This window comes from Nocardia sp. NPDC004860, from assembly GCF_040609015.1.
In the GTDB taxonomy this organism is placed as follows: domain Bacteria; phylum Actinomycetota; class Actinomycetes; order Mycobacteriales; family Mycobacteriaceae; genus Nocardia.
Map to the genome: position 1 here is coordinate 50,616 of NZ_JBEXJI010000003.1, position 25,198 is coordinate 75,813.

The window sequence follows — 25,198 nt, forward strand, 5'->3', positions numbered from 1 at the left end:
CCCGATAATCGGATGAATTCTGTCGGACCCCGCCGGAATACTGACCGGAGACCGATGAGTTGAGCGATCTGTCCCCGTCTGCATGGATATGGCCCCCCGGACGGCACTGTCGCCGATTCCACGTCATCCCCTCGAATACGAACACCCCCGGAGGTTTTCCGATGCCCGATCTATCCGCTAGCTCGACCAAGCAGCGGACGCCAACGGTCATCCGGTTGCTGGTGCTCGCGACCTTCACGGTGATCTTGAACGAGACCATCATGATCAATGCGATTCCGCGGCTCATGACGGATCTTCACGTGACCGAGCGGTCCGCGCAGTGGGTGTCCACGGCGTTCATGCTCACCATGGCGGCGGTCATTCCGGTGACCGGCTGGTTCCTGCAGCGCGTCAGCACCCGGCGCGCGTACTCCCTCGCGATGGGTGTCTTCCTCCTCGGTACCGCGGTGGCCGCGATCGCGCCGTCGTTCGCGGTGCTGCTGATCGGCCGGGTCGTCCAGGCCGGCGGCACCGCGGTCATGATGCCGCTGCTCATGACCACCCTGATGACGGTCGTCCCCGAGCACGACCGCGGCCGCGTGATGGGCAATGTCACCCTGGCCATCTCGGTCGCCCCGGCCATGGGCCCGGTCATCTCCGGCCTGGTGCTCCAGATCGGTTCGTGGCGCTGGCTGTTCGCGCTGGTGCTGCCCATCGCCGCGGCGGTGACCTGGTTCGGGCTGCGCAAGCTGGAGAACGTCGGTGAGCCGCAAGCGGGTTCGATCGACTGGTTCAGCGTGGCGTTCGCGGCCCTCGGCTTCGGCGGGCTGGTGTACGGCCTGAGCAAGTTCGGTGCGGGCAGCGCGCTCACTCCGGCGCTGATCGTCGCCGGCGGTGTGGCCCTGGTCGCCATCTTCGTCTTCCGTCAGGTGTACCTGCAGCGCAACGGCAGCCCGCTGATGGATCTGCGAATCCTGTTGGCCGGCGCCTACGCCAAGGCATTGGTCCTGATGGCCGTGGCCTTCCTGGCCATGATGGGCTCGATGATCCTGCTGCCGCTGTACCTGCAGAACCTGCGCGGCCTGAGCCCACTGCAGACCGGTCTGCTGGTCATGCCCGGCGGTCTGGCCATGGGCCTGCTCGGTCCGACCGTGGGCCGGCTGTTCGACCGGTTCGGCGGCCGGGTCCTGGTGATTCCGGGCGCGATCGGCATCACCGCCGCCCTCGTCGGCTTCACGCAGCTCTCGCTGACCACGCCGTATCCCGCGCTGGTGGCGCTGCACATCCTGCTGATGGTATCGCTGGCCGCCGCCTTCACGCCGGTGTTCACGCTGGGTCTGGGCGCGCTGCCGATGCACCTGTACTCGCACGGCAGCTCCATGCTGGGCACGTTGCAGCAGGTGGCCGCCGCCTTCGGTACCGCGCTGGTGGTGACGGTCATGACGTCGCGGGCCACCCATCTGACCGATGGCGGCGCCAACCCGCTCGACGCTCACCTGTCCGGCATGCGGCTGGCGTTCGCGGTCTCCGCGGCGCTGGCGCTGATCGTCATCGTGATGGCGGTGCTGCTGCCCAATCGCGCCGAATCGCCGGAGCCGGTCGAGGATTCGCCCGAGGCCCTGGACGCGTCCGGCGTCGCACTGGTCAAGGACTGACTCTCCGAGCGTGAAAGCGCCCGTGGCCCGACGCCACGGGCGCTTTCCCGTATCGAGGGTCCGGCAGCCTGTATAGATAAGCGTTCTTTATCGCTGAGTGTGTGAGCTGCCCCTTGGTCGGGCTCGGGAATTCCAGTGAACTGAATGGCATGAGCAGCACAGACGAGACCCGGACGGTGATCGAGAACTACATTCGCGCCCTGCAGGGCGGCGAGGCGGTCGAGCGGCGCGGCGAGTTCTTCGCGCCCGATGCCACCTGGACGCTGGCCGGGGACCTGCCGACCTCGGGCACCTGGGTCGGACCGGATCAGATCTTCCACGGCTTCCTGCCCGCCATGCTGGCGCGCTTCGACACCACCAAACCCATGAGGCAGGAGGTGCGTGGCGTGATCGCCGATGGGGACCGCGCCGTGGCAGAGTGGACCACCCGCGCGACCACCGCGGCGGGCGCGGAGTATGTCAACGATGTCGTCATCGCCTTCCGCGTCGTCGACGGCCGAATCGCGGAAGCCCGGGAATATTTCGACACCGCGTACGCGAATCGCGTGCTGTTCGCCGGTAATTGACGTGCTGTTCGCTGGCAATCGAGAACGTACCCACTGACAGCGGAATACCAGTGCGGCCGACGAGGCTGTCGTGAAAACGGCCGGCGTGGCCGAGATGGAGGAGAAGATTCATGCGAGTACTGATCATCGGGGCCGGCGGCTACCTGGGTTCCGCGGTCGCCGAACGCTTTACCGGACTGGGCCACGAGGTGGTGGCACTGGTACGGCCGGGTAAGGACGGCGAGGCCGGATTCGAGACGCGCACCGGCGATCTCGCCGATCCGGCATCCCTCACCGCCGCCGTCACTCCCGATATCGACGCCGTGGTCAACCTCGCCACCCCCAGTGGAGACGCGGACGTGGACGCCGCCGCCATCGCCGCCCTCACCGACCCGCTGCGCGGCACCGGCAAGCCCTTCGTCTACACCAGCGGCGTCTGGGTCCTCGGCGCGACCGATGGCGCCGACGAATCCGCGGCCACCAACGCCATTCCCATCGTCGGCTACCGCCCGGTCATCGAACGCCAGGTCCTCGCCCTCGCCGATGCGGGCGTTCGCGCCGCGGTCATCCGCCCCGGCATCGTGCACGGCCGCAATGGCGGAATCCCCGCTCTCCTGGTCGATCTCGCCCGCAAGCACAACGCCCCGGTCGTCGTCGCCGACTCCAGTGTCGTGTGGCCCACCGTTCATGTGGACGACCTGGCCGACCTCTTCGTGAAGGTCGTCGAATCGGCTCCGGCGGGCACCATCTGGCACGCGATCACCGAGCCCGCCGTCTCGGTGCTCGACCTCGCCACCGCTGCGGCCCAGGCCGCCGGCGTCTCGGGCGACCCGGTGATCTGGCCTCTCGCGGAAGCCGAAGCCGCCCTCGGCGCTCCTTTCGCCGAAGCCTTGGCCCTCAGCCAATCCGTCACCGGTCACGCCGCCCGCGCCGACCTGGGCTGGAACCCCCAGGGCCCCAGCGCAACAGCCGACCTGAGCGCCGGTTCCTACCGCTGATCAAAGGCAGGCGCGGTGGCCGCCCGCATCGAGCGGCCACCCGGCCTCGCTGGAGTTCCGGCAATCGCCGACCGCCGCGTCTCCGAACTGCTTGCGGCGCAACGATCAAGCCCCGGCGGGGACTTTGTCGAGGAAGCCGTAGACGCGTTCGATGCGTCCGTCCTCGGCGAGGGCGGCGACGTCGAAGCCGACGACCAGGGGCTCCGCGCCCGGGGTGCCGAGGTGCCAGGTGAAGCGGGCGATGTGGTGGTTCGCGTCCACCGGAGCACCGAGGCTGAATTCCATTCCGGCGAACTGAGCCTGGACGGCGGCGATGGTGGCATCCAACCCGGCGTGCCCGCGGACCGAGCACAGCGGGTCGGTGTATTCGGCGTCGTCGGTGAACAGTTCGGCGACCAGGGCCGCGCGGGCCGAGGCGTCAGTGGTGTTCCAGGCGGTGAGGTAGCGCTGGACGAGTTCGTTGATGTCGCTCATGTCGGTTCTCCTTGCTGGTGTGAACTTGATGAGCACAACGTTATGAAGAATGCCGGACCTGGGAATCTGTCGTACTTAAGTACTCATGACCGGTCTCCCCGCACCACGGTTGCCCGCTCGTCCGGAGACGGTCCATCACGAATCCGATGTCATTCGGGCGCGGGATCGTCCGTGCCCGCTGCCCGGCGGGGTCGTTGGCGCTGCTCTGTATAGTCGGGCGAACATTTTGTGATGATGGTGGGAACCCGGTGGGAATCCGGGACGGTCGCGCCACTGTGTCCGGGCCGCTGCGGCGGTACGGGAGTCAGACCTCACATCGCCACAGCCCTACGTGCGGGGACGCGGGTTCCCCGAGAAGGTCTCTGCGCGCATGTCTGTCGATCCTGCTTCGAATTCCGCTGTCCCCGTGCGCCGTCGGTTGCGGCATGTCCTGCACGACTGGTCGCGACGGGACTGGATCGAGGCGGGGGTGCTGCTCGGGGTGGTCGCGGCCATCCATGTGGTGGCGTTCGGGCTGTTGTTCGGGGCGGTGGCGCCGCACAGCTATCAGCTCGGCTCGCAGGTGTTCGGGGTCGGATTGGGTTTCACCGCCTACGCCTTCGGCCTGCGGCACGCGTTCGACGCGGACCACATCGCGGCGATCGACAATACGACCCGGAAGCTGATGGCCGATGGGCAGCGGCCCAAGTCGGTGGGGTTCTGGTTCGCCATGGGGCACGCGACGATCGTGTTCGTGCTGGCGGCGCTGGTGGTGGCCGGGGCGCGGGTGGTCGGCGAGCTGGTCGACGACGACTCGCCGACCCGCAAGACCCTGGGCGTCGTCTCGACGGTGGCGTCCGGATCGTTCCTGTATCTGATCGGGTTGCTCAATGTGGTTGCGCTGATCGGGATCTGGCGGGTGTTCCAGCGCAGCCGGCACGGCGAGTTCGATGCCGAGGAGCTGGAGGCCGCCCTGCAGGCCCGGGGTGCGCTGGCCCGGCTGCTGGGCCCGGTCATGCGGGCGGTGCGCCGGCCGGCGCAGGTGTATCCGGTGGGCGTGCTGTTCGGGCTGGGCTTCGACACCGCGACCGAGGTCGCGTTGCTGGCCCTCGCCGGTTCCGGGGCCGCGGCCGGGCTGCCCTGGTACGCGATCGTGGTGCTGCCGCTGCTGTTCGCCGCGGGCATGAGCCTGATGGACACCCTTGACGGACTGTTCATGAACGTGGCTTACGACTGGGCCTTCTCCGAACCGATCCGCAAGATCTACTACAACCTCACCATCACCGCCCTGTCGATCGCGGTGGCGCTGGTCGTCGGCTCCATCGAACTGATCACCGTCCTCCACGACGACGCCGATTTCGTCAACCCGATCACCGACTGGATCGCCGGAATCAATCTGAACAATGTCGGATTCGGCATTGTCGGCCTGTTCGTGCTGGCCTGGATCATCGCCGTCGCCTACTGGCGCTGGGCCAAGGTCGAGCAGCGCTGGTCCTCGGCCCCGTCGGAGTGAATCCGGCCTGCCGGCCGCGGTGATCGCACCGCGATGGTGAACCCGGGCGGGACCTGTGCCGTCGTATCGACGTGTGCCCGATCCCGGCACTGCAATCATGGGATGACATGAGGCTCGAGAAGCCCTCTGGCACAGGCGTTCGCGTGGTGATGCGACGATGGACCGTGCCATGACCGACCCACTCGTGACCCCGGTGTCGCGTGCCGTGCGGGCGGCGATTTTCGCCGTGATCGCCGTCGCGGTGTCGGCCGCTGGGCACGGTCATGTGGTCGGGCACGGGCTGTCGTTCTCGGCGCTGGTAGTGGCGTGCGCCGGGACCGCCGCGGTGGCATGGGCTTTCGCCGATCGGCAGTGGGGTGTGCTGCCCATCGTCGGTGGTTTGGCGGGCATGCAGTTGGTGCTGCATCTGTGGTTCGGGCTCGCGCCCATGTCGGGCGGCCACATGAACCACGTTGCGGGGATGAGCGGCGCCGCGAGCGCCGGGTCGAGCACGCCTGCGATGATCGCGGCGCATTGCGTGGCCGCGATGTTCTGCGGCATCTGGCTGTGGCGCGGCGAACGGGCTTTGTTCGCACTGCTGCGCGCGCTGTACGCGCGCTTTTTCGTGCCGCTGCTGCTCGTCTATCTCCATACGAGTGTGCCCGCCGGCCTGTCGTCCGGGCGGGTGGTGGAACACCGGGTTCCGAAGCCGTCGGAAACCCTGCTGCGGCATGTGCTGGCTCGTCGCGGCCCGCCCGTGTGTGCATTCCAGGTCTGAACAGTTCACTGCCGGTGGCGAATTCGCCTGCCGGTGACTGATCGACCGCCCCCTTCGCGGTGTGCCGCTGATCGTGCGGCGACCGATTCCGATCGACGTCTCATTGCTGTGGCGTCTGCAATCGAAGGCTTGGCAATGCACCTAATCCCTTCCGCGCCAGCGTCTGCGCGCGGCCTCGTCCGGGCGAACCCGGTCCCGAACAGTCCCGCGGTCTCGGCGGATGATCAGTTGACCGCGCTCGCGCTGGCCGCCGGTCGTGGCGACCGCGGCGCCCTCGAAGAATTCATTCGCGGGACCCAGCGCGACATCTGGCGTTTCACCGCGCATCTGACCGATGTGCAATCCGCCGACGACCTCACACAGGAGACCTACCTCCGTGCGTTGCGCAGCCTGCCCGGTTTCGCCGGCAGGTCCTCGGCGCGAACCTGGTTGCTGTCCATCGCCCGGCGCACCGTCGTGGACCGGATCCGAAGCGCCGCGGTGCGCCCGAAGAAGGCCACCGGCGACTGGCAGACCGCGATCGATGAACGCTGCGAGCGTGACAGTTCCGACTTCCCCGAAATGCTCGCCATCGCCGATCTTTTGCGCGGCCTGCCCGACGACCGCCGGGAGGCGTTCGTGCTCACCCAGATGCTCGGGCTGTCCTATGCGGAGGCGGCCCAGGCCGTCGGCTGTCCGGTCGGGACCGTCCGGTCCCGGGTGGCCCGTGCCCGGGAATCGCTCGTCCTGGCGTGGCAGGAGCCCGACCGGCCCATCGTCACGAAACCGAGCTGAGCGGCGAGTTCGGCGGCAGTTGTCGCAGGATGTCGGCTGTGAGGTCGGGAACCGGGGAGCCGGGGTGCGCTGTCAGCGTCCGCTGCAGCGATTCCGCGCGCCGGTACCAGGAACGGCAGTCGGCGCAGGCGTCCAGGTGCCGATCGGTCGATTCGGCCGCGATGGGCTCCTGTTCGCCGTCGATTCGCGCGGACAGCGTTTCGCGGATCGTTTCGCACCTCATGGCTCAATGGTCGCGCAGGCCCGGCGGGAAGTTCCCGGCGGGCCGCACCGGGCCGCGGGTCCCGGGCGAATCCGCGGGAACCGGGGCCGCCGTTCGTTCGACTTGTCGGATGTGAGTATGCGCGCGGAAACACCGGCGGTCACGGCCATCCGCAGCTCGGTGCTGACGGTGCTGCTGACCACGGCGATGGCCCTGTCCATGCTGCCGCTGTTCCTGCTGGGCGCGCTGGGTCCCCGGCTGGTCGGCGAATTCGGCATTGCCACCGGGCAACTGGGGTTGCTGGTGGCGGCCGGGTTCGGGGTGGCGGCGGTACTGTCGCCGGTGGTCGGTCCGATGGTGGCGGCACTGGGGGCCCGGCGTTGCCTGATCGGACTGTTCGCGCTGTCCGCGCTGGCCCTCGCCCTGTTCGCGGCGGCACCGGGCTACGACGGGCTGGTGGCGGCGATCACGGTGTCCGGGCTTGGGCAGGCCCTGGCCAACCCGGCGACGAATCAATTGATCGCAAACCGTGTTCCGGCCGCCATGCGCGGTGCTGTGGCGGGATGGAAGCAGTCGGGCGTGCAGTTCGGCGCGTTTCTCGCGGGGTTGCCCCTGGCGGCGATCGCGGGCGCGGTGAGCTGGCGTGCGGCCGTGGCCACGGCGGCGGCGATCGCGGCGCTGGCGGCAGCGGCGGCGCTCGCGGTGGCGAAAGATCCACAGCCGCCGCGCTTTCCGCCACTGGTGGTGGCGCGCCCGCACGGCGCGGCAGGCTGGATGTGCGGCTACTCGGTACTGCTCGGAACCGGAATCTCGGCGATCAACACCTATATCGCGCTGTACGCCGCCAAGCAGCTGGGGCTGTCGGCGGGCGCGGCGAGCGCCCTGGTCGCCGTGCTCGGCGTCGCCGGAATCGCCGGGCGAGTGGGCTGGACCCGATGGTCGTCCCGATTGCCGACCCCGGCGATGCTGCTGGGGCCCTTGGCCTGCGGCGCGGCGGTCGCGGCGCTGGGAATTCTCGCCGGGACCTGGTGGAGCGGGTGGGTGTGGCTGGGCGCGCTCGGCATCGGCTGCTGTGCGGTCTCGGCGAATGCAGTCTCGATGATGACCGTCATCGCGACGGCCGCGCCCGAGCATGTGGGCCGTGACTCGGCGGTGGTGTCGGCGGGGTTCTTCGCCGGATTCGTCATCGGTCCACCGGTTTTCGGTGCGCTCGTGGACACCTCGGACGGCCGCTACGGACCCGCGTGGACCCTGGTGTCGTGGGCGTTCCTGGCGGCGGCAGCGGTGGCGTGGTGGTGGCGTGCGCGGATCGAGGCTGATGCGCGATGACTTCGGAGACGGATCGAACTGGCCGGGCACTTCCGGGCATGCGCGCAGCCGCTGCGCTGGGGTCGATCCTCGACAGCATCGCGGTGACCGAAGCGGCTGTGCGAGATCGATTTCCGTTGTACGCCGAGCCGGGCACAGGGGAGTGGACGACGACCCGCCGCGGCTCCTGGGTGGCCGGGTTCTGGGTCGGGCAATTGTCGCTGCGGGCGCGATTGACACGGGATGCGCGGCACCGGGAGGTGTCGGAGGAGTGGACGCGTCGGCTGTCCCCCGCCGCCGCAGCGGACACGGTCACCCGCGGGCTAACCCTGTGGTACGGGGCTGCTGCCGGGCACCGGCTCGGGGTCTCGGAATCGGGCCATCAACTCGTATGTCAGGGCGCGGAACAACTCGCAACGACCTTCGACGCCGAGGCCGGAATTCTGCCCTGGGGAACGGCTTTCAACGATCCGGCCGAACCGGTCATCGCCCGCGTGGACGGCCTCGCCGGCACGATCCCGCTGCTCGCGTGGACCGGTGCCGGAGCCGTCGCGGAGCGTCACCTCGCAACTCACCTGCAGGTCTGCTCGGGTCCGGCGGAGTTGATCCCGGCCCTGTCGTTCGCACACGGTCGCTGGGAGCCGCGCGCCGAGCCCGCCGCCGGATGGTCGCGGGGTGAGGCGTGGCTGCTGCTGGCGCTCGCCGATGCGGGACTCTGGCTCGATGCCGAATACTCCCGGCGGGCAGTCGAATTGCTGAGCGAATGGCCATGGCCGCCGGTGACTGTCCCGGCGGCCGTGCGCGGTGAACCACTGGTTCTCGACACGTCGGCCGCCTCGATCATGGCGGTGGCGCTGTGCAAACTCGGGTGCGCCGATCGCGCCAGCGAGTTGGTCGAGGTCCTTGTCGGCGAACATCTTTCGACCGGTGAGTCGCCCGGGCGACTGGTGAACGGCTGCTACGACCTGTCGCGCGGTCTGGCAACCCGCCACGAATTGGTCTGGGGCGACTTCTTTCTCATGCTGGCGTTGGCGATCCTGTCCGGCGAGGTCGATCCAGCCGAACTGTGATCGCCCCGCCGGACACGCCGCCCGGCCCGGCCGCTCAGCCGTGCATCGCCGCGGTGAGCTTGGTGGCGGCGTCCCGGTAGACCGAGAGCAGATCCTGGTCCTGCGTGGGGTAATTGGTGAGATCGATCTGCTTGGCGGACGAGCCGGGCAGCACCTGACCGGTGCTCATCTGCTCATTGCCCAGCACATACTGCGGATTCTTGGCGGAGAGGTCCGCGACCTGGCCCGGGGTGATCGGCGCCGGACCGTAGGTGCCGAGCACCTGCGCGCCGGACAGCTGGGCGGCGAAGCCCATGAACGCCTGCTGCACCACCTTCGGCGGCTGCCCACCCGGCCAGGCGGTCTTGACGTCGATGGCGAGCTTGCCGTACTCGGTCTCGAAATCGACGATCCACTTGTCGGCGGTGGTGCGGGTGCCGAACAGGTCGCCCAGGCGGCGCACCTCGGATTCCATGGTGTCCTTGGCATTGTCGAGATTTACCTCGACCAGCTTGGCTTTGGAACCGGCCGCGTCCTTGATCTTGCCCGCGAAGCCTTCGAACTGCGCGTACAGCACGAAGTCGGCCCTGGCGACCGTGGCCAGATCCGAGGGCTTGGGATCGTAATCGGGGGCGTGCTTGATAGCGGCGGGCACGATGACCGTCACGTCGGAGGCCCCGGCGGCCTTGGCGAACGCCGCCTCCCATGAACTCGCGGCCACCACATGCGGGCCGTTGTGGTCATGGTCGCTGCTCGCAGAACAGCCGGTGGCAACGGCCGCACCGGTGATCAGTGCAACGGCACCGATCGCGATGCGCGCGAGCCGGTTTCGTCGGATGAGGGCCATCCTCGTCTTCTCCCATCGGGTATCACATGAACTACGAGGGCGACCGCCCCCGCCAAGAGCACCAGGACCGGACCGGGCGGCAGGTCCAGCGCCACCGCGAGCGTGAAGCCCGCGATATTCACCACCACGCCCACCACGACCGCGGTGATCGCCATGGTGGTCAGCGAATTCGCCAGCCGCCGTGCGGCCAGGGCGGGCAGCAGGGTCAGTGCATCCACCAGCAGCGCGCCGGTGAGCCGGATGCCGGCGGCGACCGCGACCGCGACCAGCACCAACAGGATCAGGGTGAGCCGGTCCACCCGTACCCCCGAGCAGGCGGCCAGTTCCCGGTCGTGCAGCAGCAGTCCGATCTGGCGGCGGCGCAGCGCGAACAGCAGCGGCACCACCGCGGCGAGCACCCCGAGCAGCACCACATCGGGCGTGCGGGTGGCCAGGATGGATCCCCAGAGCAGCTCGAACGCGCCATTGGCGTTGACGCCCGAGATCGACAGCACCAGCAGCGCGCCCGCGATGGACAGGCTCATCAAAAGGCCCATGGCCCCGGACAATCCGGTGCGGCTGCGGGCCAGCGGCGTCAGCGCCGCTCCCGATCCGCCGCAGCCCACCAGGGCGCAGAGCATGGGGTCCAGCCCGGTCAGCATGCCGACCGCGATGCCGAGCAGCGCCACGTGCATCATGGCGAACCGGACCGGCATGATGTCCAGCCCGATGATGACCACGCCCACGATCGGCAGTCCGACCGCGCCCAGCACCAGCGCGAACAGCCCGCGTTGCACGGGAGCCAACTGCCACACGTCCATGAAATTCGCCGCACTGTTCACGCGATCTCCTCATGCCGGGCGGGGATTTCGCGCAACCGGCCGTCGGCCATCTCGAGCACCCGATCACAGCGGTCGGCCAGTGCCCGATCATGGGTGACCACCAGCACCGTCACCGGCAGCGCCACCAGCAATTCGGCCGCTTCGGCCTGGCCGGCGAAATCGAGTGCGGCCGTGGGCTCGTCCGCCAGCAGCAGTCGTGCGCCCGCGGCGACGCAGCCGAACGCCCGGGCCAGATACATGCGCTGCAACTGACCGCCCGACAGCGTGTCCATCGGCCGGTCCGCGACCTCCGCCACGCCGAGCCGCTCCCCGGCCTCCAGCGCCGCGCCGAGATCGCCACTGCTGATGAGTAATTCGCGCGCCAGCAGTGGAAACCGGCCGGCGGACTGCCGCTGCGGAATCCACGCCGCGACCTTCCGCCGGCGATCCCAATCCCGTGCCGACCGCGCCCGATCCCCGTCCACGGCAATGACACCCGACGACACCGGGTGCAGCCCCAGCAGCGCACGCAGCAGTGTCGTCTTCCCGGACCCGTTGGTACCGGTGAGCGCGACTCGCTCACCGGGTTCGACCACCAGATCGACCTCTCGCACGACCGGCCGCCGGTCGTGCGCACAGCACACCCCGGTCAGCTCCACCCTCGATCCCGCTCGCACCCTCAGCTCCCGCTCGTCGTCGATCCACAAGTCGTGCCGCGAATCGATTCGGTTCCCGGGATTTCGAGGTCGCCGTCCGCCGCTGCCCGCCTCTCGCGGACGAACCGGGCCAGGCCGACGTGGCTCGATCGGTGATCCAACCCTCGGCTCGGGACAACGGGTTGCGATGGATTCAGCCTGAATCAGCTGGGGCAGAGGCGACTTCGTCGTATGAACGGCTCTCGTGCCAGCGGACGAGTGTCACGAGCCGACGATCGCCGTAGCTGCCGGTTGGCGGCGTTCGGCGACCGCTGACCCGCCGCCCGGGTGGCCAGGTGGGGCGGGGCGGGCGTCAGTTGGCGGGCGGTCGACCCTGGCCGGAGTAGTCGCGCAGGAGGCGGCGGCCGGTGGCGGTGATGTGGAATTCGTCGGGGCCGTCGAGGATGCGGGCGGCGCGGGCGGTGCGCAGCAGGCGGGGGAGACCCGTTGCGGCGGTGAGACCCTCGGCGCCGTAGACCTGGATGGCGGCATCAACGGCGGTGCCGAGGGCGCGGGCGGCGGCGGTCTTGGCCAGGCCGACCTCGATCTGAGCGGGGGCGTCGGCGGCCACCGGGCGGGCGGCCTCGGCGGCGAGCAGCCGTGCCGAGCGGAGTTGTAGTTCGGACTCGAACAGCAGCTGCTGTATCAGTTGCCGATCGGCGAGCACGCCGTCGCCGAGCCGGCGTTCGCTCGCGCGGCGGGCGAGTTGTTCCACGGCGCGCTGGGCCTGGCCGATCCAGCGCAGCGCGCGCAGGGTGCGCCCGAGCGCGAGCCGTTCGGCCGCCAGCTTCATCCCCGCGCCGACCGTGCCCAGCAGGTGCGTGCCGGGCACGCGGACCCGGTCGAATTCGATCTCGTGCTGGCCGCCCGCACCGAGCACGTCGACCTCGCGGATCACCCGGAACCGCGCGGCGGTGGTCGGTACGGCCAGGATCGAGAGCGCTTGCCGGGTGGGCAGATCCACGCCGGTGCGGGCGACGACGAGTACCCAGTCGGCGCGGGCGGCGGCCGTGATGAACCATTTGCGGCCGGTCACGATCCATTCACCGGAACCGTCGCGGACGGCGGTGGTGCGCAGTCCGCTCGGGTCGGATCCGGCCACCCCGGGCTCGGTCATGGCATACGCCGCCTTGGCGCTTCCGGCCACCAGCTCCGGGAGCAGGCTCGCGCGCAGCTCTGGATGCGCGTGCGCGCCCAGCATGCGGACGGTGAGCAGGGCCGAGGAGCCGAGCGCCTCGGGCCCGTGATCGCTGCGGCCCTCCAGCTCCGCGAGCGCGAGGTAGTCCGCCAGCGGGACGCCTCCACCGCCGTACTCCCGTGGCAGGGGCAGCGCCCAGAGTCCGGCGGCAATGGCTTGCTCGCGCAGTGTGGCCCAGGCCGCGGCGTCATCGGCGTCGAGCGCCTCCTCGAGTGGAATGACCTGGGAGTCAACGAATTCCCGGATCCGGCTCGGCAGGGTCGCGGACGGGGCGGACACAGGGGGTGATTCGGGCGACATGTCCCGATCGAACCATTTGTCGGAACTCATTCGCTCTTCCGGCCGACTCGTTGACTGCACACCCGAATCCGGCGGAAGGCGCGCAATGTCGCACACACACGCAACCATCCCGGCGGTCGCCCCCTTGCTCGCGGGCGCGACCGCGACCGTCAGCGGGTCCGGCGCGGCGGCCGAGGTGCTGCGCATCCATCTCGACGCGCTCGGCGCGGCCGTCACCGTCGGCGATCTGCCCCGCGGTGTGGCGGCGACGGCGCACCTGGCTCTCCCGGACGGCACCCGGCGTGCCTTGACGGTGGATTGGGCGGGTCCGGTCACCGAACCGGCGCTCACGAATGAGACTGCTGTGCAGGCGATCTGCGGTGTCATGCACGTGAACGGCCGCCGCGCAGGCCGCCCCCGGGGGTTGTCGGTCGACTACTGCGAGACCGCCGCCGGAGCCCTCGCCGGCACCGCGTTGCTGGCCAGTCTGCTGACCGCGCCCGGCGGCTTCGCCCGGGTCGAGACCAGCGTCGCCGAGGCCGCCCTGCTGTCGATCTCCCAGTACCTGGCCGCGGCCGGCGCCGACGATCCCGAAGCCGTGGATCTCGCCCCGGGTGGCCCGCCGTTCACCAGCGCCGACGGCATCCGATTCGAAATCGAGTCGCTGCAGCCGGAGCCATGGGGTGCGTTCTGGACCGAGCTGGGCGCGGAACCCAGTGCCTGGCGAAAGGGCTGGCGCCCCTTCCAATTCCGCTACGCCACGGCGACCGCGCCGCTCGCCGGGAACCTGCACGACACCACCCGGGCGCACACCTTCGACCAGATCCGGATAGCTGCCGCGCACTCCGGGGTCCAGGTGTGCCGCCTATACAGCGCGGCGGAGTCCGGTACGCCGTCCCCCCGGTCGCTGCCCGCGCCGTGGACGGTGCTGCCGGTCCCGAATTCGCCGCTCGCCCAGCCGGATCGATGTCGCGGCATCCTCGAAACTCCGCTGAGCGGCCTCGTAGTCCTGGAAGCGGGCCGCCGGGTGCAAGCGCCGCTGGCCGCGCACCTGCTGCGCCTGCTCGGAGCCGACGTGACCCGCATCGAACCGCCGGGCGGTGACCCGCTGCGTGAGATGCCGCCGTGCAGCGGCGATCTGTCGTCGCGCTGGCTGGCCCTCAACCGGCGCAAACGGGCGGCCGAATTCGACATCAAATCCACCTCCGACCGGAAGCGCCTGCGGGCTCTGGCCGCTGAATCCGATGTCTTCCTGCACAATTGGGCGCCCGGCAAGGCCGAGGTGCTGGAGCTCTCGGCCACCGACATGCCACCCGGCGTCGTTCACGTCTACACCTCCGGCTGGTCCGGTCTCGACCTCGGCGACCTGCCGCCCGGCACCGACTTCATGGTTCAGGCCCGCACCGGCCTCGCGGAACTGGTCGGCCCGCCGTGTGCGCCGCCTGCGCCCTCGCTGATGACCCTGCTCGATGTGCTGGGCGGCATCCTCGGAGCGGAGGCCGCCGTCGCCGGACTGCTGCTGCGGCAGCGCGACCGCACCGGTGCCGCGGTCGAGAGCAGCCTGCTGAGCGCCTCGAATACGCTGCGCCGCTGCGGTGTCCGTCCGCAGACGGCGGATCGGCAGCCGATTCCCGACGGGGACGGCTGGACGACCGGGGCCGTGGCGGTGGCCACCGATCTGGGTGACCTGCTCACCGATGCGCGCTTCGCCGCGGTGATCGGCCGCGACGAATTCGGCTGCCCGGCCCTGAACACCCCGTGGCGAATCTCGTGAGCGGCACCGAAAGTGCGGTCGCGCACTGGTATTCGGACCTGGTGCCCGCCGAGCTCCGGAATTCCTGGGCGCGAGCCGGGTACTACCCCGGCCGTGACATCTACACGCTCTACGCTGCGCGGTGCGCACAGCATCCGGACAAGCCCGCTGTGATCGACGCCGACGGCGCCGTCACCTACGGCGAACTCGATGAACAGGCCCGGCGGCTGGCGGCCGGGCTGTCCGGGCTCGGCGTGACCGCCGGAGACGTGGTCGCCGTGCAGCTTCCGAACGGCCGCCTGGCCTGTGCCGCGGACCTGGCCATCGCTGCGCTGGGGGCGGTCGCGCTGCCGTTCCCGGTGGGACGCGGCGGCCGGGAAGCGGCGAGCCTGCTGCGACGCTCCGAAGCCGTCGCCGTCATCACCCTGGCCGAACACAATGGCTTCCCCTGCGCCGCACGCATCCGCGAAATGGCGGCCGAGCTGCCCGCACTCCGCGCGGTCGTCGCCGTCGGGCGGCACGTCGCGCGCGGCTGCGTGCCTGTGCACGCCCTGCTCGCCACGGACGCGTGCGAATTCCGTGCCCGGACCGCGGATCCCGACGGCCCGGCCCGGATTCTGGTCACTTCCGGTTCGGAAGCCGAACCGAAAATGGTGCTCTACTCGCACAATGCGCTGGCGGGCGGGCGCGGGGCCATGCTGGCCGCGCTGCACGAGGACCCGGCCGCCATGCGCAATATGTTCCTGGTTCCGCTCGCCTCGGCGTTCGGATCCAGCGGTACGTCGGTCACCCTGGCCACCCTGGGGGCGACGCTGGTGTTGCAGCCCAGGTTCGAGGCCGCCGCGACGCTCGCCATGATCGAAAGGGCCGCTCCCACACATCTGCTCGGCGTGCCGACCATGCTGCGGATGCTGCTCGATGATCCGGCCATCGCCACCGCCGACCTGTCGAGCCTGCGGGCGGTGGTGGTCGGTGGCTCCGCCCTCGACACGCCGACCGCCGTGCGCGGTCGCGAGGTGCTGGGCTGCCCGGTGATCAACCTCTACGGATCCGCCGACGGCGTCTCCTGCCACACCGCCCTCGACGATCCGCCCGAACATGCCACCACGGCGGGCCGTCCCGATCCGGCCGTCGCCGAAATCCGGGTCGTGGACCGGGAATTCACCAGCCTGCCACCCGGATCGGTAGGGGAGATCGTGTCCCGCGGGCCGATGTCGCCGATGTGCTACGTCGACGACGCCGAACTGGATCGCACGCTGCGCACCCCCGACGGCTGGACCCGGACCGGGGACCTCGGCGTCCTCGATCCGGACGGATACCTGACGATCGTGGGCCGCAGCAAGGACGTCGTCATCCGGGGCGGGCTCAATATCAGCCCGGCCGAGGTGGAATCGCTACTCCTCACTCATCCGGCCATCACCGATGTGGCGTGTGTGGCGGTGCCGGATCCGCTGTACGGGGAACGGTTGTGCGCCTGCGTCGCTGCCACAGTCGCGCTCACCCTGCGCGATCTCACCGAGCATCTCGCCGAGCACGGCCTGGAACCGCGCAAGTTCCCCGAGCGCCTGCTCGCATTGCCCGCGCTGCCACTGGGCCCGGCGGGGAAGGTCGACCGCCGCGCCCTGCGCCGGATGGTGGAATCCAACGAAAACCCTTCTGCCTGAAATAAATTCGGTGATCCACCTCACGTGGCGGCCGGGAACCGGAGGCGGTCGCATCCGACTAACTGTCCGGAAACGCAAGCCAGAGTTGATGAAGGACCATTCGTGAGGGAAATCCAGAATTCCGCCGTGCGTCGCGGTGCCCGTGTCGCGGGCGCCGGGGCAGCGGCGGCCGTGGCCATCGGCCTGCTCTCCACCGGCGCGGCCAATGCCGACACCTTCGTGCCCCTGCCGGACGGGCAGAAGGCCGCGCCGGGCGTCACGGTCACCCGCACCGGCGAACACGCCGTGGTCTCACCGTCTTTGGCTGCCAATGGTGCGGGCCGGGTGGTCTGGGTTTCCGGCATCGCGACCGCCGATGTCACCGATACGCCGGACGGCACCGTCGGCCCCGACAACGGCCCGGTGAACCAGGCCGGCTCCAACAACTCCTCCACACACGGCGCCTCGCAGATCAGCACCGGCTACATCGTCGGCTGCCAGGTGAGCATTGGGGAGGATGCCGTCTCGGCCGGGATCTCGGGCTCGCTCAGCCTCAACGGCGGCAGCCTCGGCGGGTCCATCGGCGTGAATCTCGGCCCCGGCCAAGTGCACTTCGTGCAGATCGACTACAAGGACATTCTGAAGGCGGGCACCTACTCGGTGGAGTACCGGGACGCCGAAATCCAGATCCAGGGCTGCGCGGGCTACGCCCAGGCGCGGGCCTACACCGTGGTCGAGATCATCGGCGACCACTACTCCAAGACCACCCTCTACGGGCAGCCGTTCAGCATCGGCTGACGCCGCGGCCGACATCGCCAATTCACCTCTCGCATCAGCGAATTCGATACCCAGAGGGAAACCATCATGCAGTTCCGTAAGACCGCGGCCCGGCTGGCCGGAATCGGCGCGGCCGCCACCGTCGCCCTGGGCCTGTCCGCCGCCGGGGCGGCTCACGCCGACACCTTCGTGCCGCTGCCCGGCGGTCACCTGACCCAGACCCTGTCCGACGGCACCGTCATCGATGTCACGCTGACCGGCGAATCCGCCACCATCAGCCCGTCGATGGGCGCGACACCGGTGCACCGCAACGCTTGGGCATCCGGCGCCGTCTCGGTGCAGCTGTCCGGAACCACCGCCAAGGGCGGCCGCATCGACCCCGGATATGTCGTCGGCTGCCAGGTCGCCATCGACGGCGGTGGCGTGAACGGCGGCCCGAGTGTCGGGGCCAGCTGGGACAACCAGGGCAATGTCACCCCGCAGGCGGGCGTCAACGGCGGCGGTAACCTGAGCCTCGGCCCGGGTCAGGCGCAGGCCTTCCACCTGCTGGATCTGGAACAGCCCGACGACTTCGGCCGCGAGACCCACCGCTGGCGCAATGACTTCCACGGTCCGAACGGCGGCGTCAGCTGGTCCGATGAGACCATCGGCCTGTCGGGCTGCGGCGGCTACGCCCAGGCGCGCTCGTTCGTGAACGTCGAAGTGGAGACCGATAACGTCAAGACCTGGGTCACGCTCTGGGGACAGCCCTTCAGCCTCGGGTAACCGAGCGGACCCGGGGGACTGCCAGAGAGGAATCGGTGATGAGTACACGGTTCGGCGTCATACCCAGGATCGCCGTATTCCTGCTCGTGCTCGCGGTCGTGTTCGGTGCGGCCTGGGCGGTCGGCACGTGGGCTGCTCCAGGCCAGTCCGGACCGCCGGCTCCGACGACGACGGTCCGTCACGGCCACAGCCATTGAGAAGACACGCGGCCGACGGGTACCTGCCCGGGTAGGGCATACCGGTCGGCCGCGGTGCGGGGTCGGGTGATGCGTCAGGACTTGCGGCGGGCGAATCCGAGTCCGAGGGCGCCGAGCAGGCCCAGTGCGCCCAGCACGATGCCGATGCTGCCGAGCCAGCGGGCCGTCGTGTCCTTCTCCGACTGGGACTGCGGCATCGCGGTCTTGATATCGCCGTGACCGGCCGTCCCGGACTGCTTCGGAGCCAATTGCAGTACCGGAGCCGGATTCTCGGGCTCGGAGCCACCCGACGAGGTCTGGTCCCACTTCACGACCTGACCATCCGCATAGGTCTGGGTGGCAGGCATGGTGATCGAATCGGTATCGGGCAGGCCGTCGGCCAGCACGGCGAAGGACCCGAACTGTCCGGGGCCGATGCCGCCGCCCGCGTCCGCGGTCCAGGTGACGCCGGTGACCTTGTGATCGGCGTCGCGCGAGACCTCCGCGCGCCAGCCCGGCGTTGCCTGGGTGTTCACCTCCGTCAACGCCGGGAATTGCACGGTCAGCGCGGTGGTCGGGCTGCCGGTGGCCGACTCGTTCGGCACCCGGAACGTCAATACGGCCGAACCGCCCCGGGCGGCATCGGGCCCGGAGACGCTGACATGGGCACCCGCGGGTGCGGCCGCGATCACGACGGCCGCGGCCGCGGCGACGCCGGTGAACCCGGCTCGATACATCCATGAATTCTTCATCGAAACGGTCACTCCTTCGTCTGAACGGGATCGGAGACAACCTCGTGTTCTCCGTAGACTATGCCACCTGTTCAGAGCCGATATCTATAACTCGCTGAGCGATGTCGAAGCGGCTCGGTTCGGTCGCCCGAATCTCTTCCGTTCAGAAGAGAATTGGCCTTGTAGTCGAGTTGATTTCGAGGCGCGGAAGGGATTTCGAGAATTCCGGGGGAGCGGTTATAGTCTTCGCGGATCCATTCCGCTCTGGCTTGTCTGTGAAGGTTGTCGACAATGGTTGTGCTCGCCTGCGCCGGCGCTCCGTCGCGTGACCGAATACGTGGCAGCCTGGCCGGAATTCTGTGTGGCCTATTGGCTGTAGCGGCCCACGGCTTCGAGGGTACCCTGCCGCATTCGGCGGCACTGACACTCCTTCTGGTGGTCAGCGGTGCCGTCGGCGCCGCGGTCGGCTCTCCCGCCGGGCGCGGGCGGGTCCGGCTCGTCGCGGCGCTCGGAGCAGGGCAGTTCCTCGCGCACAATGCGCTGATGATGGCGACCGTCGCGGATCATTCCCACGCCACCGTCGAAGGGTCCGGCGTCGCCGGATGGACGATGCTGGCCGCGCATGCCGTGGCAACCGTGCTCGCCGCATTGCTGATCGCCGCGGTGGAGGGTGTCTACGCCGCGGTGTCGCGCACCGTCTGGTCGCTGCTCGCCCACTTCGAATCGCTTGCGCCGGCTGATGATCGGCTGGTCCGCACGCCTGACGCGCACGTCCGGCCGCCCGGTGCGCTGCTGCTCGGCGCCATCTCCCGGCGTGGCCCGCCGACCTCTTCCGCCCTCGCGACCGCGCTCTGATCCGGGTAGGCCCGGGTACGCGTGCGTCCGAGGCTGCCCTTGTGCCCGTCGCGGATACGTAGCCCGCGCCGGAAGGATATCGGTGCGTCCATTTTCGGTCCGGCTCACGGCTGCGTAATTCGCGCCGTGAGAAATTCTCCCGTGGCCGTATGTAATTGACTTCTGTGCACCGATATCGAAATCGCGCGCGGTGTCGATCGTTTTATCGACCATTGGCAATTCGTGCTGCGCGCATGACGGATTCGTGCTGCCGTCGACCGTTCCGGTCGGCGTGTGGAAGGGAATGCTTTGTCGAGCAACAAATTCACGTGGCCCGGTCGCGGGCTGCCCCGGCTGCGGCCCGCGTTCACGGTGCTGGCTGCCGCGTTGATCGGCGCGACGGTGCTGGGCACCGGAGTGGCCGACGCGCACTCGCACATCACGCACGCCGAGCCCGCCGACGGTGCGGTGCTGCAGGCGGGTCCGCCGCAGGTGAGCGTCACCTTCAATGAGAAGGTGGACGATCCGGAATTGGCGGTCAGCGGTCCGGACGGCAACACCTGGTCGGTCGGCGATGTGCACGTCGACGGTCGCACGCTCAGCGTCGATCTGGCTCCGCTGGGCCCGGCCGGGGTTTACACCACCCACTTCACCGTGACGTCCAAGGACGGTCACCGCATCGAGGGGCAGCGCACGTTCACGCTGGCCCAGCCCGGTGACGGCACCGCACCGCAGCAGTAGTTCCCCTCCTCCCCACAGCTTTTCGTCTCGCGGACCGGAGTTCGCGAGGAAGGACATCCCCTGATGAAGACCCTGAACAAGTTCACCGCCACCGCCGCGCTCGCCGTCGCCGCGCTCGCCATCACCACCGGCACCGCCGCCGCCGCCGACGCCCCCGCGACCCAGGAACGGCCGGGCAGCACCGTCAGCACCGACATCGCCCCTGGCATCCACTACACCGCCAATGTGGTGGACCACTCCGTGGTGCTGCGGACCGACGCCGGCCGGATCAATGTGCGCGGCACCCAGTTCGAGATCCTCGACGCCGACGGCAAGCTGGCCTTCGGTATGCCGCTGACCTACCAGTTGGACAAGAAGGACTGGCCGATCGCCGCGCAGGTCGACGCGGACGGCAAGACCATCACCCTCACCCCGAGCGCCGACCCCGCGCAGGCCACCCCCGCCGCCGAGGTCGCCCTGAAGCCGGTCTTCTCCCAGGACGACTTCAACGACGCCCTCGGTGTGGCAGGCACGCAGATCGGCCTGGCCACCGCGATCGGTGGCATGCTCGGCGCGGCCATCGGGCTCGTCGGTGGCTGCATCGCCGGTGCGATCGTCGGCACCGAGCTGATGCCGCCGGTGTTCTTGGTCGGCGCGCCCGGCGGCTGCATCGCGGGCGCGGGCGTGGGCGCCGGTCTCGGCACCGCCATCGGCACCCTCGCCATCGGCGCGCCGGTGACCGTGGTCAGCCTGATCCAGATGTACAACACCCTCACCAACAGCCAGAATTGATCCGCGTCCCGGGTGTCCCGCGTCGCCGGGGCGCCCGGGCACGGCGAATTCGGCTCCCTCCGAACGGATTTCCCGCCATGGCCCTCTCCTCCGTTTCCCGGACCGCCATCACGGCCGCGATCAGCGCCGCTGCCCTGCTCACCGGCGCGGGCGTCGCCTCCGCGCACGTTACCGTGTCCGCCCCCGACGCCGTCCAGTCCGGCGACGCGGTCCTCACCTTCCGCGTCCCCAACGAGTCCGGCACCAATAGCCAGACCACCGCACTGACCGTTCAGTTCCCGTCCCTGCTGTCGGTCGACGCGCAGCCGATTCCGGGGTGGAAGTCGGTCGTCATCAAGGACGCCGGCGGCAAGGTCACCGCCGTCACCTGGACCGCCGATCCCGGCGCGGGCATCGCACCCGGCCAGTTCCAGCAGTTCCAGGTCCTCGCCGACGACCTGCCCGACCAGGACCACCTCACCTTCCCGGCCACCCAGACCTACGCCGACGGCGAGGTCGTGAAATGGGATCAGGCCGATAACCCGGACGGCACCGAACCCGAACGCCCGCTCCCCACACTGGATCTCGCGCCGAAGGGCTCCGGCCACAAGCCGGCCACCGCGGCGACCGCCGACCACGACACCACCGCCCGCTGGCTCGGCGGCATCGGAATCGCCCTGGCCGCAGGAGCACTCGGCGGCGCCGCCTTCGCGACCCGCCGCCACGCCTGACAACCCCGCCTGTCACCGGTCGTGCCCGTGTCCATCACCGAACACGGGCATGACCTCAGCCAACGGTGAAGTCCCGCCCGAGGTTTCGTCAGCCGAGGTGATCGAAGCGGCGCTTCGTGGTGGTGACAGGGGAATTCAGGGTCAGGTCGAGTACGGTGACCGTCACGTCGGTGATGGATCCGGATTGGAATTTGGGCGACTCGCCGAACAGTTGAACGGGATTCACTGTGACGATTGTCTGCTGGGGCTGGCCGATGCAGTTCACCGGGGCGAGGGAGCTGCCGTTGACTCCTGAGCCGAGGTAGGGCGTGGCTCGGACCGTCACCGACAGTTCCGCGCCGAGACCGGAGGTGCACTGGTACGTAACGCCGATCACGGCATTGCCGTTGGTTTCTCGGGCGGTATCGACGGTGAGCGTGGCGGTCGCGTCCGCGGTGCCGGTGGCCAGCACGGTGGTGACGGCGAGCGCGCCGAGTGCGGTGACGAGGGAGCGTGCGTGCACGGTGTTTCCTTGCTGTCCGGACGGCTACCACACGAAGCACCGACGACGCGGCAACCAGCCGATCCGCCGGCCCGCATGCCGATTTCAATACCGTTGGCCTGCACAAATTTTCGGACTCCAGCGGTGCCTCGGGAGTGAGGATAGCGGATAGCAAACCAACCGTGACGAACTTTTGGGACATTCACCGGAAATAACTGGTCGCCCGACCGACACTGCGCCCCGCCGGTCAGCCGCGCTGGCGACATCCGATTTCAGAAATCGACGATCACGTCGCCCGCGTCTGGCGGAGTCGTCCTGGCTCAGAGGGTATTCCGGTCACTGACCGGCCCGGGCAGTATTCGGTGATCGACAGAGCGGTCGCCCCCGCCAACTCTGGCAATCAAGATCGGGGAGCTCTCAGTGAGGGAAACCGGGCATGCTTCCACGGTGAGAGCTCCCTGATCTTGATGGTCTGCCGGGAGGTTCAGGGCCCCGCGGTGGCGGGTGGCAACCCGCTAGCCCGGGGGACTTTGTGTTCGGCGCGCCATTGGCCGGGGGTCAGGCCGTAGCGTTGACGGAAGCGGCGGGTGAAGTGGGTGGGGTCGCGGAATCCGCTGGCGTGGGCGATGGCGGCGATGGAGCATTGATGTGCGGCGGGGGCGGAGAGCAGGTGGCGGGCGTGGTCGAGGCGGGCGGCGATGAGGCGTTGTTCGAGGCTGATCCCGGCCTCGGCGCACAAGCGGTAGAGGCGGCGCACCGAAATGTGGTGTGCCGCTGCGATGGTCGGCACGTGCAGGTCGGGGTCGGTGGCGCGGCGGCGGGTGAAGTCCAGGATCTGACGCATCAGCAGGTGGGCGGGGACCGCGGTGCCGTCGCAGGGGCCGTGCTCGGCGGCCGAGATCAGCACTGCGCGAATCAGTTCGATGCACGCATGGCCGAGTTGCTCGGCGGCGGGATCGCCGGTGAGACCATCGGCATGGTCGATCATGGACGCCAGTTGCGTGGTGAGGAGTGAGTGCAGGGGACTGGTGTGCAGGTGTCCGGTCGCGGCGGCGATGGTGTCGCCGGGTAGGTCGAGGTCGTCGGCGTCGAGGAACATCCCGATCGGGGAATCCTGCCCGGACCAATCGAATCGGAGTGGCCGCGAGTAGTCGAACACCTCGCACGCCCCCGGCCGCGCCACGTATCGGCGGTGCTCGTGTTCGCGGCGACCGGTACGCGACGGCAGCAGTGACACCGTGAGCATCGAAGTCGGGGAGGCACGCACATGCGCGGCGCTGCGGGTGGTCGACATGCCCGGCATATTCGCCCGCAGCAGGGCCACGGGCCCGACCTGCCACGTCTCCAGCCGCGCCGACACCGCATCCTGCCCGGGCGTGAGTTCGAGTTTCCGATCCGCCCGAATTGTTGTTTGCTCGAGCGTTGCTATGAGGGCGGGGAGGCGATTTCTCGGCGGCAGGGTGGCCGTGTCGAACACCACGCTCATCAGTCAGCTCCCACCCCGTTCCGTGCGCAATTCCGCGCCCCGCCACCATCGAGGTGCGCGCCGTCGGGCACCCGTGAGCCGGAAGCTTAAACACGTGAATGGCTAATCGTCGGCACCTCCTGAATCTCGGATATTCCTCCCATCACGCCGAAAACCGGCAGGCAAACGGGGCATTGTCGGCTCACGGTGCCGTCCCACCGGCTCTCGCTGCCAATTCCGGACGCTCCGCCTGCTCGGCGCATATCGGGCGCTCTGAAGCGGGTCCGGCCACGAATACGTGGGGTGGCGTGCTCGTGTCTTCCGACCGGGCACGCCACCTTCTGTGAATTCTCCCTGTGCACAGCATGATTCGACCTTCCGCTTTGCCTTCCGTGAAAGGACCCCAGCGTCATGTCCGCCCGCGCAGTCCTCGTGATCGTGGCCCACGTCCTGTTCGCCGCTGCGGCCACACCCGCCGCCGCCGCACCGCTCCGGTCGGGCGGGTACCGGATCTTCCTCGAGGCCCAGCCCGCCTACACACTGCGGCCCGTCGTCACCGCGGCCGACATCGCCGATGTGCGAACGAGTGCGGACGAGGGCGCGGACACCAACCGGTGGGAGCCGGTCCTGATCGGGTACCGGCCCGCCGGGCCGGTGTTCCAGCTCCTCAACTCCTCGACCAGGCTGTGCCTGCAACCCGTTCGGCTCGACTCGCTGACCTACTCCGTCGGCCAGAACGTGTGCGGCGTCGCCGACACCGGCCTGTGGTACGTGAGCGAGACCAACGGCAACCGTCGCGTCAGCCTCGCCTCCGACCCCAGCCGAACCCTGTACGGCGACACCACCTCCACCACACCCGTCGCACTGCTCGGGACCATCGGCGACGAGCCACGCGCCCGCTGGATCTTCCGCCACCTCTGACCCGGCGGCCCGCCAGCGGGGGTTGTACCCCGACCGGCGCAACGGTGCGATGGCGGCCGGGCCGTGCCGCGCGACCCCACCGACGCCCGGCGCGAACCATAGCGCCACAGCCGAAACCCCCACTGCAAGGGGCATTCCCGGTGCCGACCGGCGCGAGTATCCAGGCTAGGGCCGCCCACCCGGCGCACGGGCGAACCCGGGAACGCCAGTCGGCGGCTGCCCACGCCGGACCCTCGGCTCTGACTGCCACGCCACGCCGCACCGGACGGCCGCCGCCGGCATCGGAATGGCAGGGGTCCGTCCGCGAGCGGCGCAGTGAGCCGGAACAACTGCCACAGAACAGCTTTCATCGTCGCCGAATACTGGTCGTCAAGGACC

At 69.4% G+C, this 25,198-nt stretch carries 27 protein-coding genes and 1 riboswitch; of the genes, 18 read left to right on the forward strand and 9 right to left on the reverse strand.

The genetic code is table 11. The features are described from left to right. The first annotated feature begins 161 nt into the window (after positions 1-161). The 3 genes from ABZV44_RS07820 (at position 162) to ABZV44_RS07830 (ending at position 3,177) form a co-directional block, all read left to right on the forward strand. Positions 162-1,634: an MDR family MFS transporter gene (locus ABZV44_RS07820; protein WP_354833225.1), complete on the forward strand. Its 1,473-nt coding sequence runs from the start codon at positions 162-164 to the stop codon at positions 1,632-1,634. A gap of 149 nt (positions 1,635-1,783) precedes the next feature. Further along, positions 1,784-2,200, forward strand: a complete 417-nt coding sequence (locus tag ABZV44_RS07825; RefSeq protein ID WP_354833227.1) for a nuclear transport factor 2 family protein — start codon at positions 1,784-1,786, stop codon at positions 2,198-2,200. Positions 2,201-2,310: 110 nt separating this feature from the next. Continuing rightward, entirely contained in the window at positions 2,311-3,177 is an 867-nt protein-coding gene (locus tag ABZV44_RS07830) for an NAD-dependent epimerase/dehydratase family protein (RefSeq protein ID WP_354833229.1), read from the forward strand. 105 nt (positions 3,178-3,282) lie between these two features. Here ABZV44_RS07830 and ABZV44_RS07835 read toward each other — a convergent pair whose 3' ends face one another. Further along, positions 3,283-3,651: a nuclear transport factor 2 family protein gene (locus ABZV44_RS07835; protein WP_354833231.1), complete on the reverse strand. Its 369-nt coding sequence runs from the start codon at positions 3,649-3,651 to the stop codon at positions 3,283-3,285. Between the two features lie 239 nt (positions 3,652-3,890). Continuing rightward, positions 3,891-3,962, forward strand: a riboswitch (cobalamin riboswitch). A gap of 59 nt (positions 3,963-4,021) precedes the next feature. Here ABZV44_RS07835 and ABZV44_RS07840 point away from each other — a divergent pair. The 3 genes from ABZV44_RS07840 (at position 4,022) to ABZV44_RS07850 (ending at position 6,674) form a co-directional block, all read left to right on the forward strand. Beyond that, positions 4,022-5,143: a HoxN/HupN/NixA family nickel/cobalt transporter gene (locus ABZV44_RS07840; RefSeq protein WP_354833233.1), complete on the forward strand. Its 1,122-nt coding sequence runs from the start codon at positions 4,022-4,024 to the stop codon at positions 5,141-5,143. Positions 5,144-5,327: 184 nt separating this feature from the next. Continuing rightward, positions 5,328-5,900 carry a hypothetical protein gene (locus ABZV44_RS07845; RefSeq protein ID WP_354833235.1) on the forward strand — a complete coding sequence of 191 codons (573 nt, stop codon included), beginning with the start codon at positions 5,328-5,330 and terminating at the stop codon, positions 5,898-5,900. 228 nt (positions 5,901-6,128) lie between these two features. Continuing rightward, positions 6,129-6,674: a sigma-70 family RNA polymerase sigma factor gene (locus ABZV44_RS07850; RefSeq protein ID WP_354833237.1), complete on the forward strand. Its 546-nt coding sequence runs from the start codon at positions 6,129-6,131 to the stop codon at positions 6,672-6,674. Here the strand turns inward: ABZV44_RS07850 and ABZV44_RS07855 are convergent. Next, positions 6,658-6,897 carry a zf-HC2 domain-containing protein gene (locus ABZV44_RS07855; protein WP_354833239.1) on the reverse strand — a complete coding sequence of 80 codons (240 nt, stop codon included), beginning with the start codon at positions 6,895-6,897 and terminating at the stop codon, positions 6,658-6,660. The genes ABZV44_RS07850 and ABZV44_RS07855 overlap by 17 nt on opposite strands. Before the next feature lie 117 nt (positions 6,898-7,014). Here ABZV44_RS07855 and ABZV44_RS07860 point away from each other — a divergent pair, with 117 nt between their 5' ends. Further along, positions 7,015-8,205 carry an MFS transporter gene (locus ABZV44_RS07860; RefSeq protein ID WP_354833241.1) on the forward strand — a complete coding sequence of 397 codons (1,191 nt, stop codon included), beginning with the start codon at positions 7,015-7,017 and terminating at the stop codon, positions 8,203-8,205. Positions 8,206-8,243: 38 nt separating this feature from the next. After that, positions 8,244-9,254, forward strand: coding sequence for a hypothetical protein (locus ABZV44_RS07865; RefSeq protein ID WP_354833243.1), 1,011 nt, complete (start codon positions 8,244-8,246; stop codon positions 9,252-9,254). Between the two features lie 34 nt (positions 9,255-9,288). Here ABZV44_RS07865 and ABZV44_RS07870 read toward each other — a convergent pair whose 3' ends face one another. The 4 genes from ABZV44_RS07870 to ABZV44_RS07885 all read right to left on the reverse strand — a co-directional run bounded on the left by ABZV44_RS07870 (position 9,289) and on the right by ABZV44_RS07885 (position 13,103). Next, a complete protein-coding gene (locus ABZV44_RS07870) occupies positions 9,289-10,080 on the reverse strand; it encodes an ABC transporter substrate-binding protein (RefSeq protein WP_354833245.1) in 792 nt (263 codons plus the stop codon). Then, positions 10,023-10,901 (reverse strand): metal ABC transporter permease, encoded by an 879-nt coding sequence (locus tag ABZV44_RS07875; RefSeq protein WP_354833247.1) that lies wholly within the window; start codon positions 10,899-10,901, stop codon positions 10,023-10,025. The genes ABZV44_RS07870 and ABZV44_RS07875 overlap by 58 nt, the downstream gene beginning before the upstream one ends. Continuing rightward, positions 10,898-11,557, reverse strand: a complete 660-nt coding sequence (locus tag ABZV44_RS07880; RefSeq protein WP_354833249.1) for an ATP-binding cassette domain-containing protein — start codon at positions 11,555-11,557, stop codon at positions 10,898-10,900. The genes ABZV44_RS07875 and ABZV44_RS07880 overlap by 4 nt, the downstream gene beginning before the upstream one ends. A 331-nt stretch (positions 11,558-11,888) precedes the next feature. Then, entirely contained in the window at positions 11,889-13,103 is a 1,215-nt protein-coding gene (locus ABZV44_RS07885; protein WP_354833251.1) for an acyl-CoA dehydrogenase family protein, read from the reverse strand. A 55-nt stretch (positions 13,104-13,158) separates the two neighbouring features. Here ABZV44_RS07885 and ABZV44_RS07890 point away from each other — a divergent pair, with 55 nt between their 5' ends. From ABZV44_RS07890 to ABZV44_RS07910, 5 genes are all read left to right on the forward strand, one after another. Beyond that, complete coding sequence (locus ABZV44_RS07890; RefSeq protein WP_354833253.1) at positions 13,159-14,826, forward strand: CoA transferase; 1,668 nt, start codon at positions 13,159-13,161, stop codon at positions 14,824-14,826. Further along, positions 14,823-16,469: a class I adenylate-forming enzyme family protein gene (locus ABZV44_RS07895; protein WP_354833255.1), complete on the forward strand. Its 1,647-nt coding sequence runs from the start codon at positions 14,823-14,825 to the stop codon at positions 16,467-16,469. The genes ABZV44_RS07890 and ABZV44_RS07895 overlap by 4 nt, the downstream gene beginning before the upstream one ends. A gap of 102 nt (positions 16,470-16,571) precedes the next feature. Next, on the forward strand, positions 16,572-17,246 hold the full coding sequence (locus tag ABZV44_RS07900) for an MspA family porin (RefSeq protein ID WP_354833256.1): 675 nt from the start codon (positions 16,572-16,574) through the stop codon (positions 17,244-17,246). A 66-nt stretch (positions 17,247-17,312) separates the two neighbouring features. Continuing rightward, positions 17,313-17,990 (forward strand): MspA family porin, encoded by a 678-nt coding sequence (locus ABZV44_RS07905; protein ID WP_354833258.1) that lies wholly within the window; start codon positions 17,313-17,315, stop codon positions 17,988-17,990. A gap of 38 nt (positions 17,991-18,028) precedes the next feature. Further along, entirely contained in the window at positions 18,029-18,187 is a 159-nt protein-coding gene (locus tag ABZV44_RS07910) for a hypothetical protein (RefSeq protein ID WP_354833259.1), read from the forward strand. A gap of 74 nt (positions 18,188-18,261) precedes the next feature. Here ABZV44_RS07910 and ABZV44_RS07915 read toward each other — a convergent pair whose 3' ends face one another. After that, positions 18,262-18,918 (reverse strand): YcnI family protein, encoded by a 657-nt coding sequence (locus ABZV44_RS07915; protein ID WP_354833261.1) that lies wholly within the window; start codon positions 18,916-18,918, stop codon positions 18,262-18,264. A gap of 414 nt (positions 18,919-19,332) precedes the next feature. Between ABZV44_RS07915 and ABZV44_RS07920 the strand changes: the two genes are divergently transcribed. From ABZV44_RS07920 to ABZV44_RS07935, 4 genes are all read left to right on the forward strand, one after another. Continuing rightward, positions 19,333-19,752 carry a hypothetical protein gene (locus ABZV44_RS07920; RefSeq protein WP_354833263.1) on the forward strand — a complete coding sequence of 140 codons (420 nt, stop codon included), beginning with the start codon at positions 19,333-19,335 and terminating at the stop codon, positions 19,750-19,752. 288 nt (positions 19,753-20,040) lie between these two features. Next, positions 20,041-20,472 (forward strand): copper resistance CopC family protein, encoded by a 432-nt coding sequence (locus ABZV44_RS07925; RefSeq protein WP_354833265.1) that lies wholly within the window; start codon positions 20,041-20,043, stop codon positions 20,470-20,472. Positions 20,473-20,535: 63 nt separating this feature from the next. After that, positions 20,536-21,243, forward strand: a complete 708-nt coding sequence (locus tag ABZV44_RS07930; RefSeq protein ID WP_354833267.1) for a hypothetical protein — start codon at positions 20,536-20,538, stop codon at positions 21,241-21,243. Positions 21,244-21,320: 77 nt separating this feature from the next. Further along, a complete protein-coding gene (locus tag ABZV44_RS07935) occupies positions 21,321-21,953 on the forward strand; it encodes a YcnI family protein (protein ID WP_354833269.1) in 633 nt (210 codons plus the stop codon). A gap of 88 nt (positions 21,954-22,041) precedes the next feature. On the opposite strand, the gene ABZV44_RS07940 is transcribed toward ABZV44_RS07935, so the two are convergent. Both ABZV44_RS07940 and ABZV44_RS07945 read right to left on the reverse strand, forming a co-directional pair. Then, positions 22,042-22,455: a hypothetical protein gene (locus tag ABZV44_RS07940; RefSeq protein ID WP_354833271.1), complete on the reverse strand. Its 414-nt coding sequence runs from the start codon at positions 22,453-22,455 to the stop codon at positions 22,042-22,044. A 463-nt stretch (positions 22,456-22,918) separates the two neighbouring features. Continuing rightward, positions 22,919-23,920, reverse strand: a complete 1,002-nt coding sequence (locus ABZV44_RS07945; protein WP_354833273.1) for an AraC family transcriptional regulator — start codon at positions 23,918-23,920, stop codon at positions 22,919-22,921. A 390-nt stretch (positions 23,921-24,310) separates the two neighbouring features. On the opposite strand from ABZV44_RS07945, the gene ABZV44_RS07950 reads away from it, so the two are divergent. Beyond that, on the forward strand, positions 24,311-24,820 hold the full coding sequence (locus ABZV44_RS07950; protein WP_354833275.1) for a hypothetical protein: 510 nt from the start codon (positions 24,311-24,313) through the stop codon (positions 24,818-24,820). Positions 24,821-25,198 lie beyond the last annotated feature (378 nt).

Excerpts from the sequence above, each read along its gene's own strand:
- ABZV44_RS07820 (WP_354833225.1), top strand. The coding sequence starts at position 162 with ATGCCCGATCTATCCGCTAGCTCGACCAAGCAGCGGACGCCAACGGTC.
- ABZV44_RS07825 (WP_354833227.1), top strand. The coding sequence starts at position 1,784 with ATGAGCAGCACAGACGAGACCCGGACGGTGATCGAGAACTACATTCGC.
- ABZV44_RS07830 (WP_354833229.1), top strand. The coding sequence starts at position 2,311 with ATGCGAGTACTGATCATCGGGGCCGGCGGCTACCTGGGTTCCGCGGTC.
- ABZV44_RS07835 (WP_354833231.1), bottom strand. The coding sequence starts at position 3,651 with ATGAGCGACATCAACGAACTCGTCCAGCGCTACCTCACCGCCTGGAAC.
- ABZV44_RS07840 (WP_354833233.1), top strand. The coding sequence starts at position 4,022 with ATGTCTGTCGATCCTGCTTCGAATTCCGCTGTCCCCGTGCGCCGTCGG.
- ABZV44_RS07855 (WP_354833239.1), bottom strand. The coding sequence starts at position 6,897 with ATGAGGTGCGAAACGATCCGCGAAACGCTGTCCGCGCGAATCGACGGC.
- ABZV44_RS07860 (WP_354833241.1), top strand. The coding sequence starts at position 7,015 with ATGCGCGCGGAAACACCGGCGGTCACGGCCATCCGCAGCTCGGTGCTG.
- ABZV44_RS07865 (WP_354833243.1), top strand. The coding sequence starts at position 8,244 with ATGCGCGCAGCCGCTGCGCTGGGGTCGATCCTCGACAGCATCGCGGTG.
- ABZV44_RS07870 (WP_354833245.1), bottom strand. The coding sequence starts at position 10,080 with ATGGCCCTCATCCGACGAAACCGGCTCGCGCGCATCGCGATCGGTGCC.
- ABZV44_RS07885 (WP_354833251.1), bottom strand. The coding sequence starts at position 13,103 with ATGAGTTCCGACAAATGGTTCGATCGGGACATGTCGCCCGAATCACCC.
- ABZV44_RS07890 (WP_354833253.1), top strand. The coding sequence starts at position 13,159 with ATGTCGCACACACACGCAACCATCCCGGCGGTCGCCCCCTTGCTCGCG.
- ABZV44_RS07905 (WP_354833258.1), top strand. The coding sequence starts at position 17,313 with ATGCAGTTCCGTAAGACCGCGGCCCGGCTGGCCGGAATCGGCGCGGCC.
- ABZV44_RS07910 (WP_354833259.1), top strand. The coding sequence starts at position 18,029 with ATGAGTACACGGTTCGGCGTCATACCCAGGATCGCCGTATTCCTGCTC.
- ABZV44_RS07915 (WP_354833261.1), bottom strand. The coding sequence starts at position 18,918 with ATGAAGAATTCATGGATGTATCGAGCCGGGTTCACCGGCGTCGCCGCG.
- ABZV44_RS07930 (WP_354833267.1), top strand. The coding sequence starts at position 20,536 with ATGAAGACCCTGAACAAGTTCACCGCCACCGCCGCGCTCGCCGTCGCC.
- ABZV44_RS07935 (WP_354833269.1), top strand. The coding sequence starts at position 21,321 with ATGGCCCTCTCCTCCGTTTCCCGGACCGCCATCACGGCCGCGATCAGC.
- ABZV44_RS07945 (WP_354833273.1), bottom strand. The coding sequence starts at position 23,920 with ATGAGCGTGGTGTTCGACACGGCCACCCTGCCGCCGAGAAATCGCCTC.
- ABZV44_RS07950 (WP_354833275.1), top strand. The coding sequence starts at position 24,311 with ATGTCCGCCCGCGCAGTCCTCGTGATCGTGGCCCACGTCCTGTTCGCC.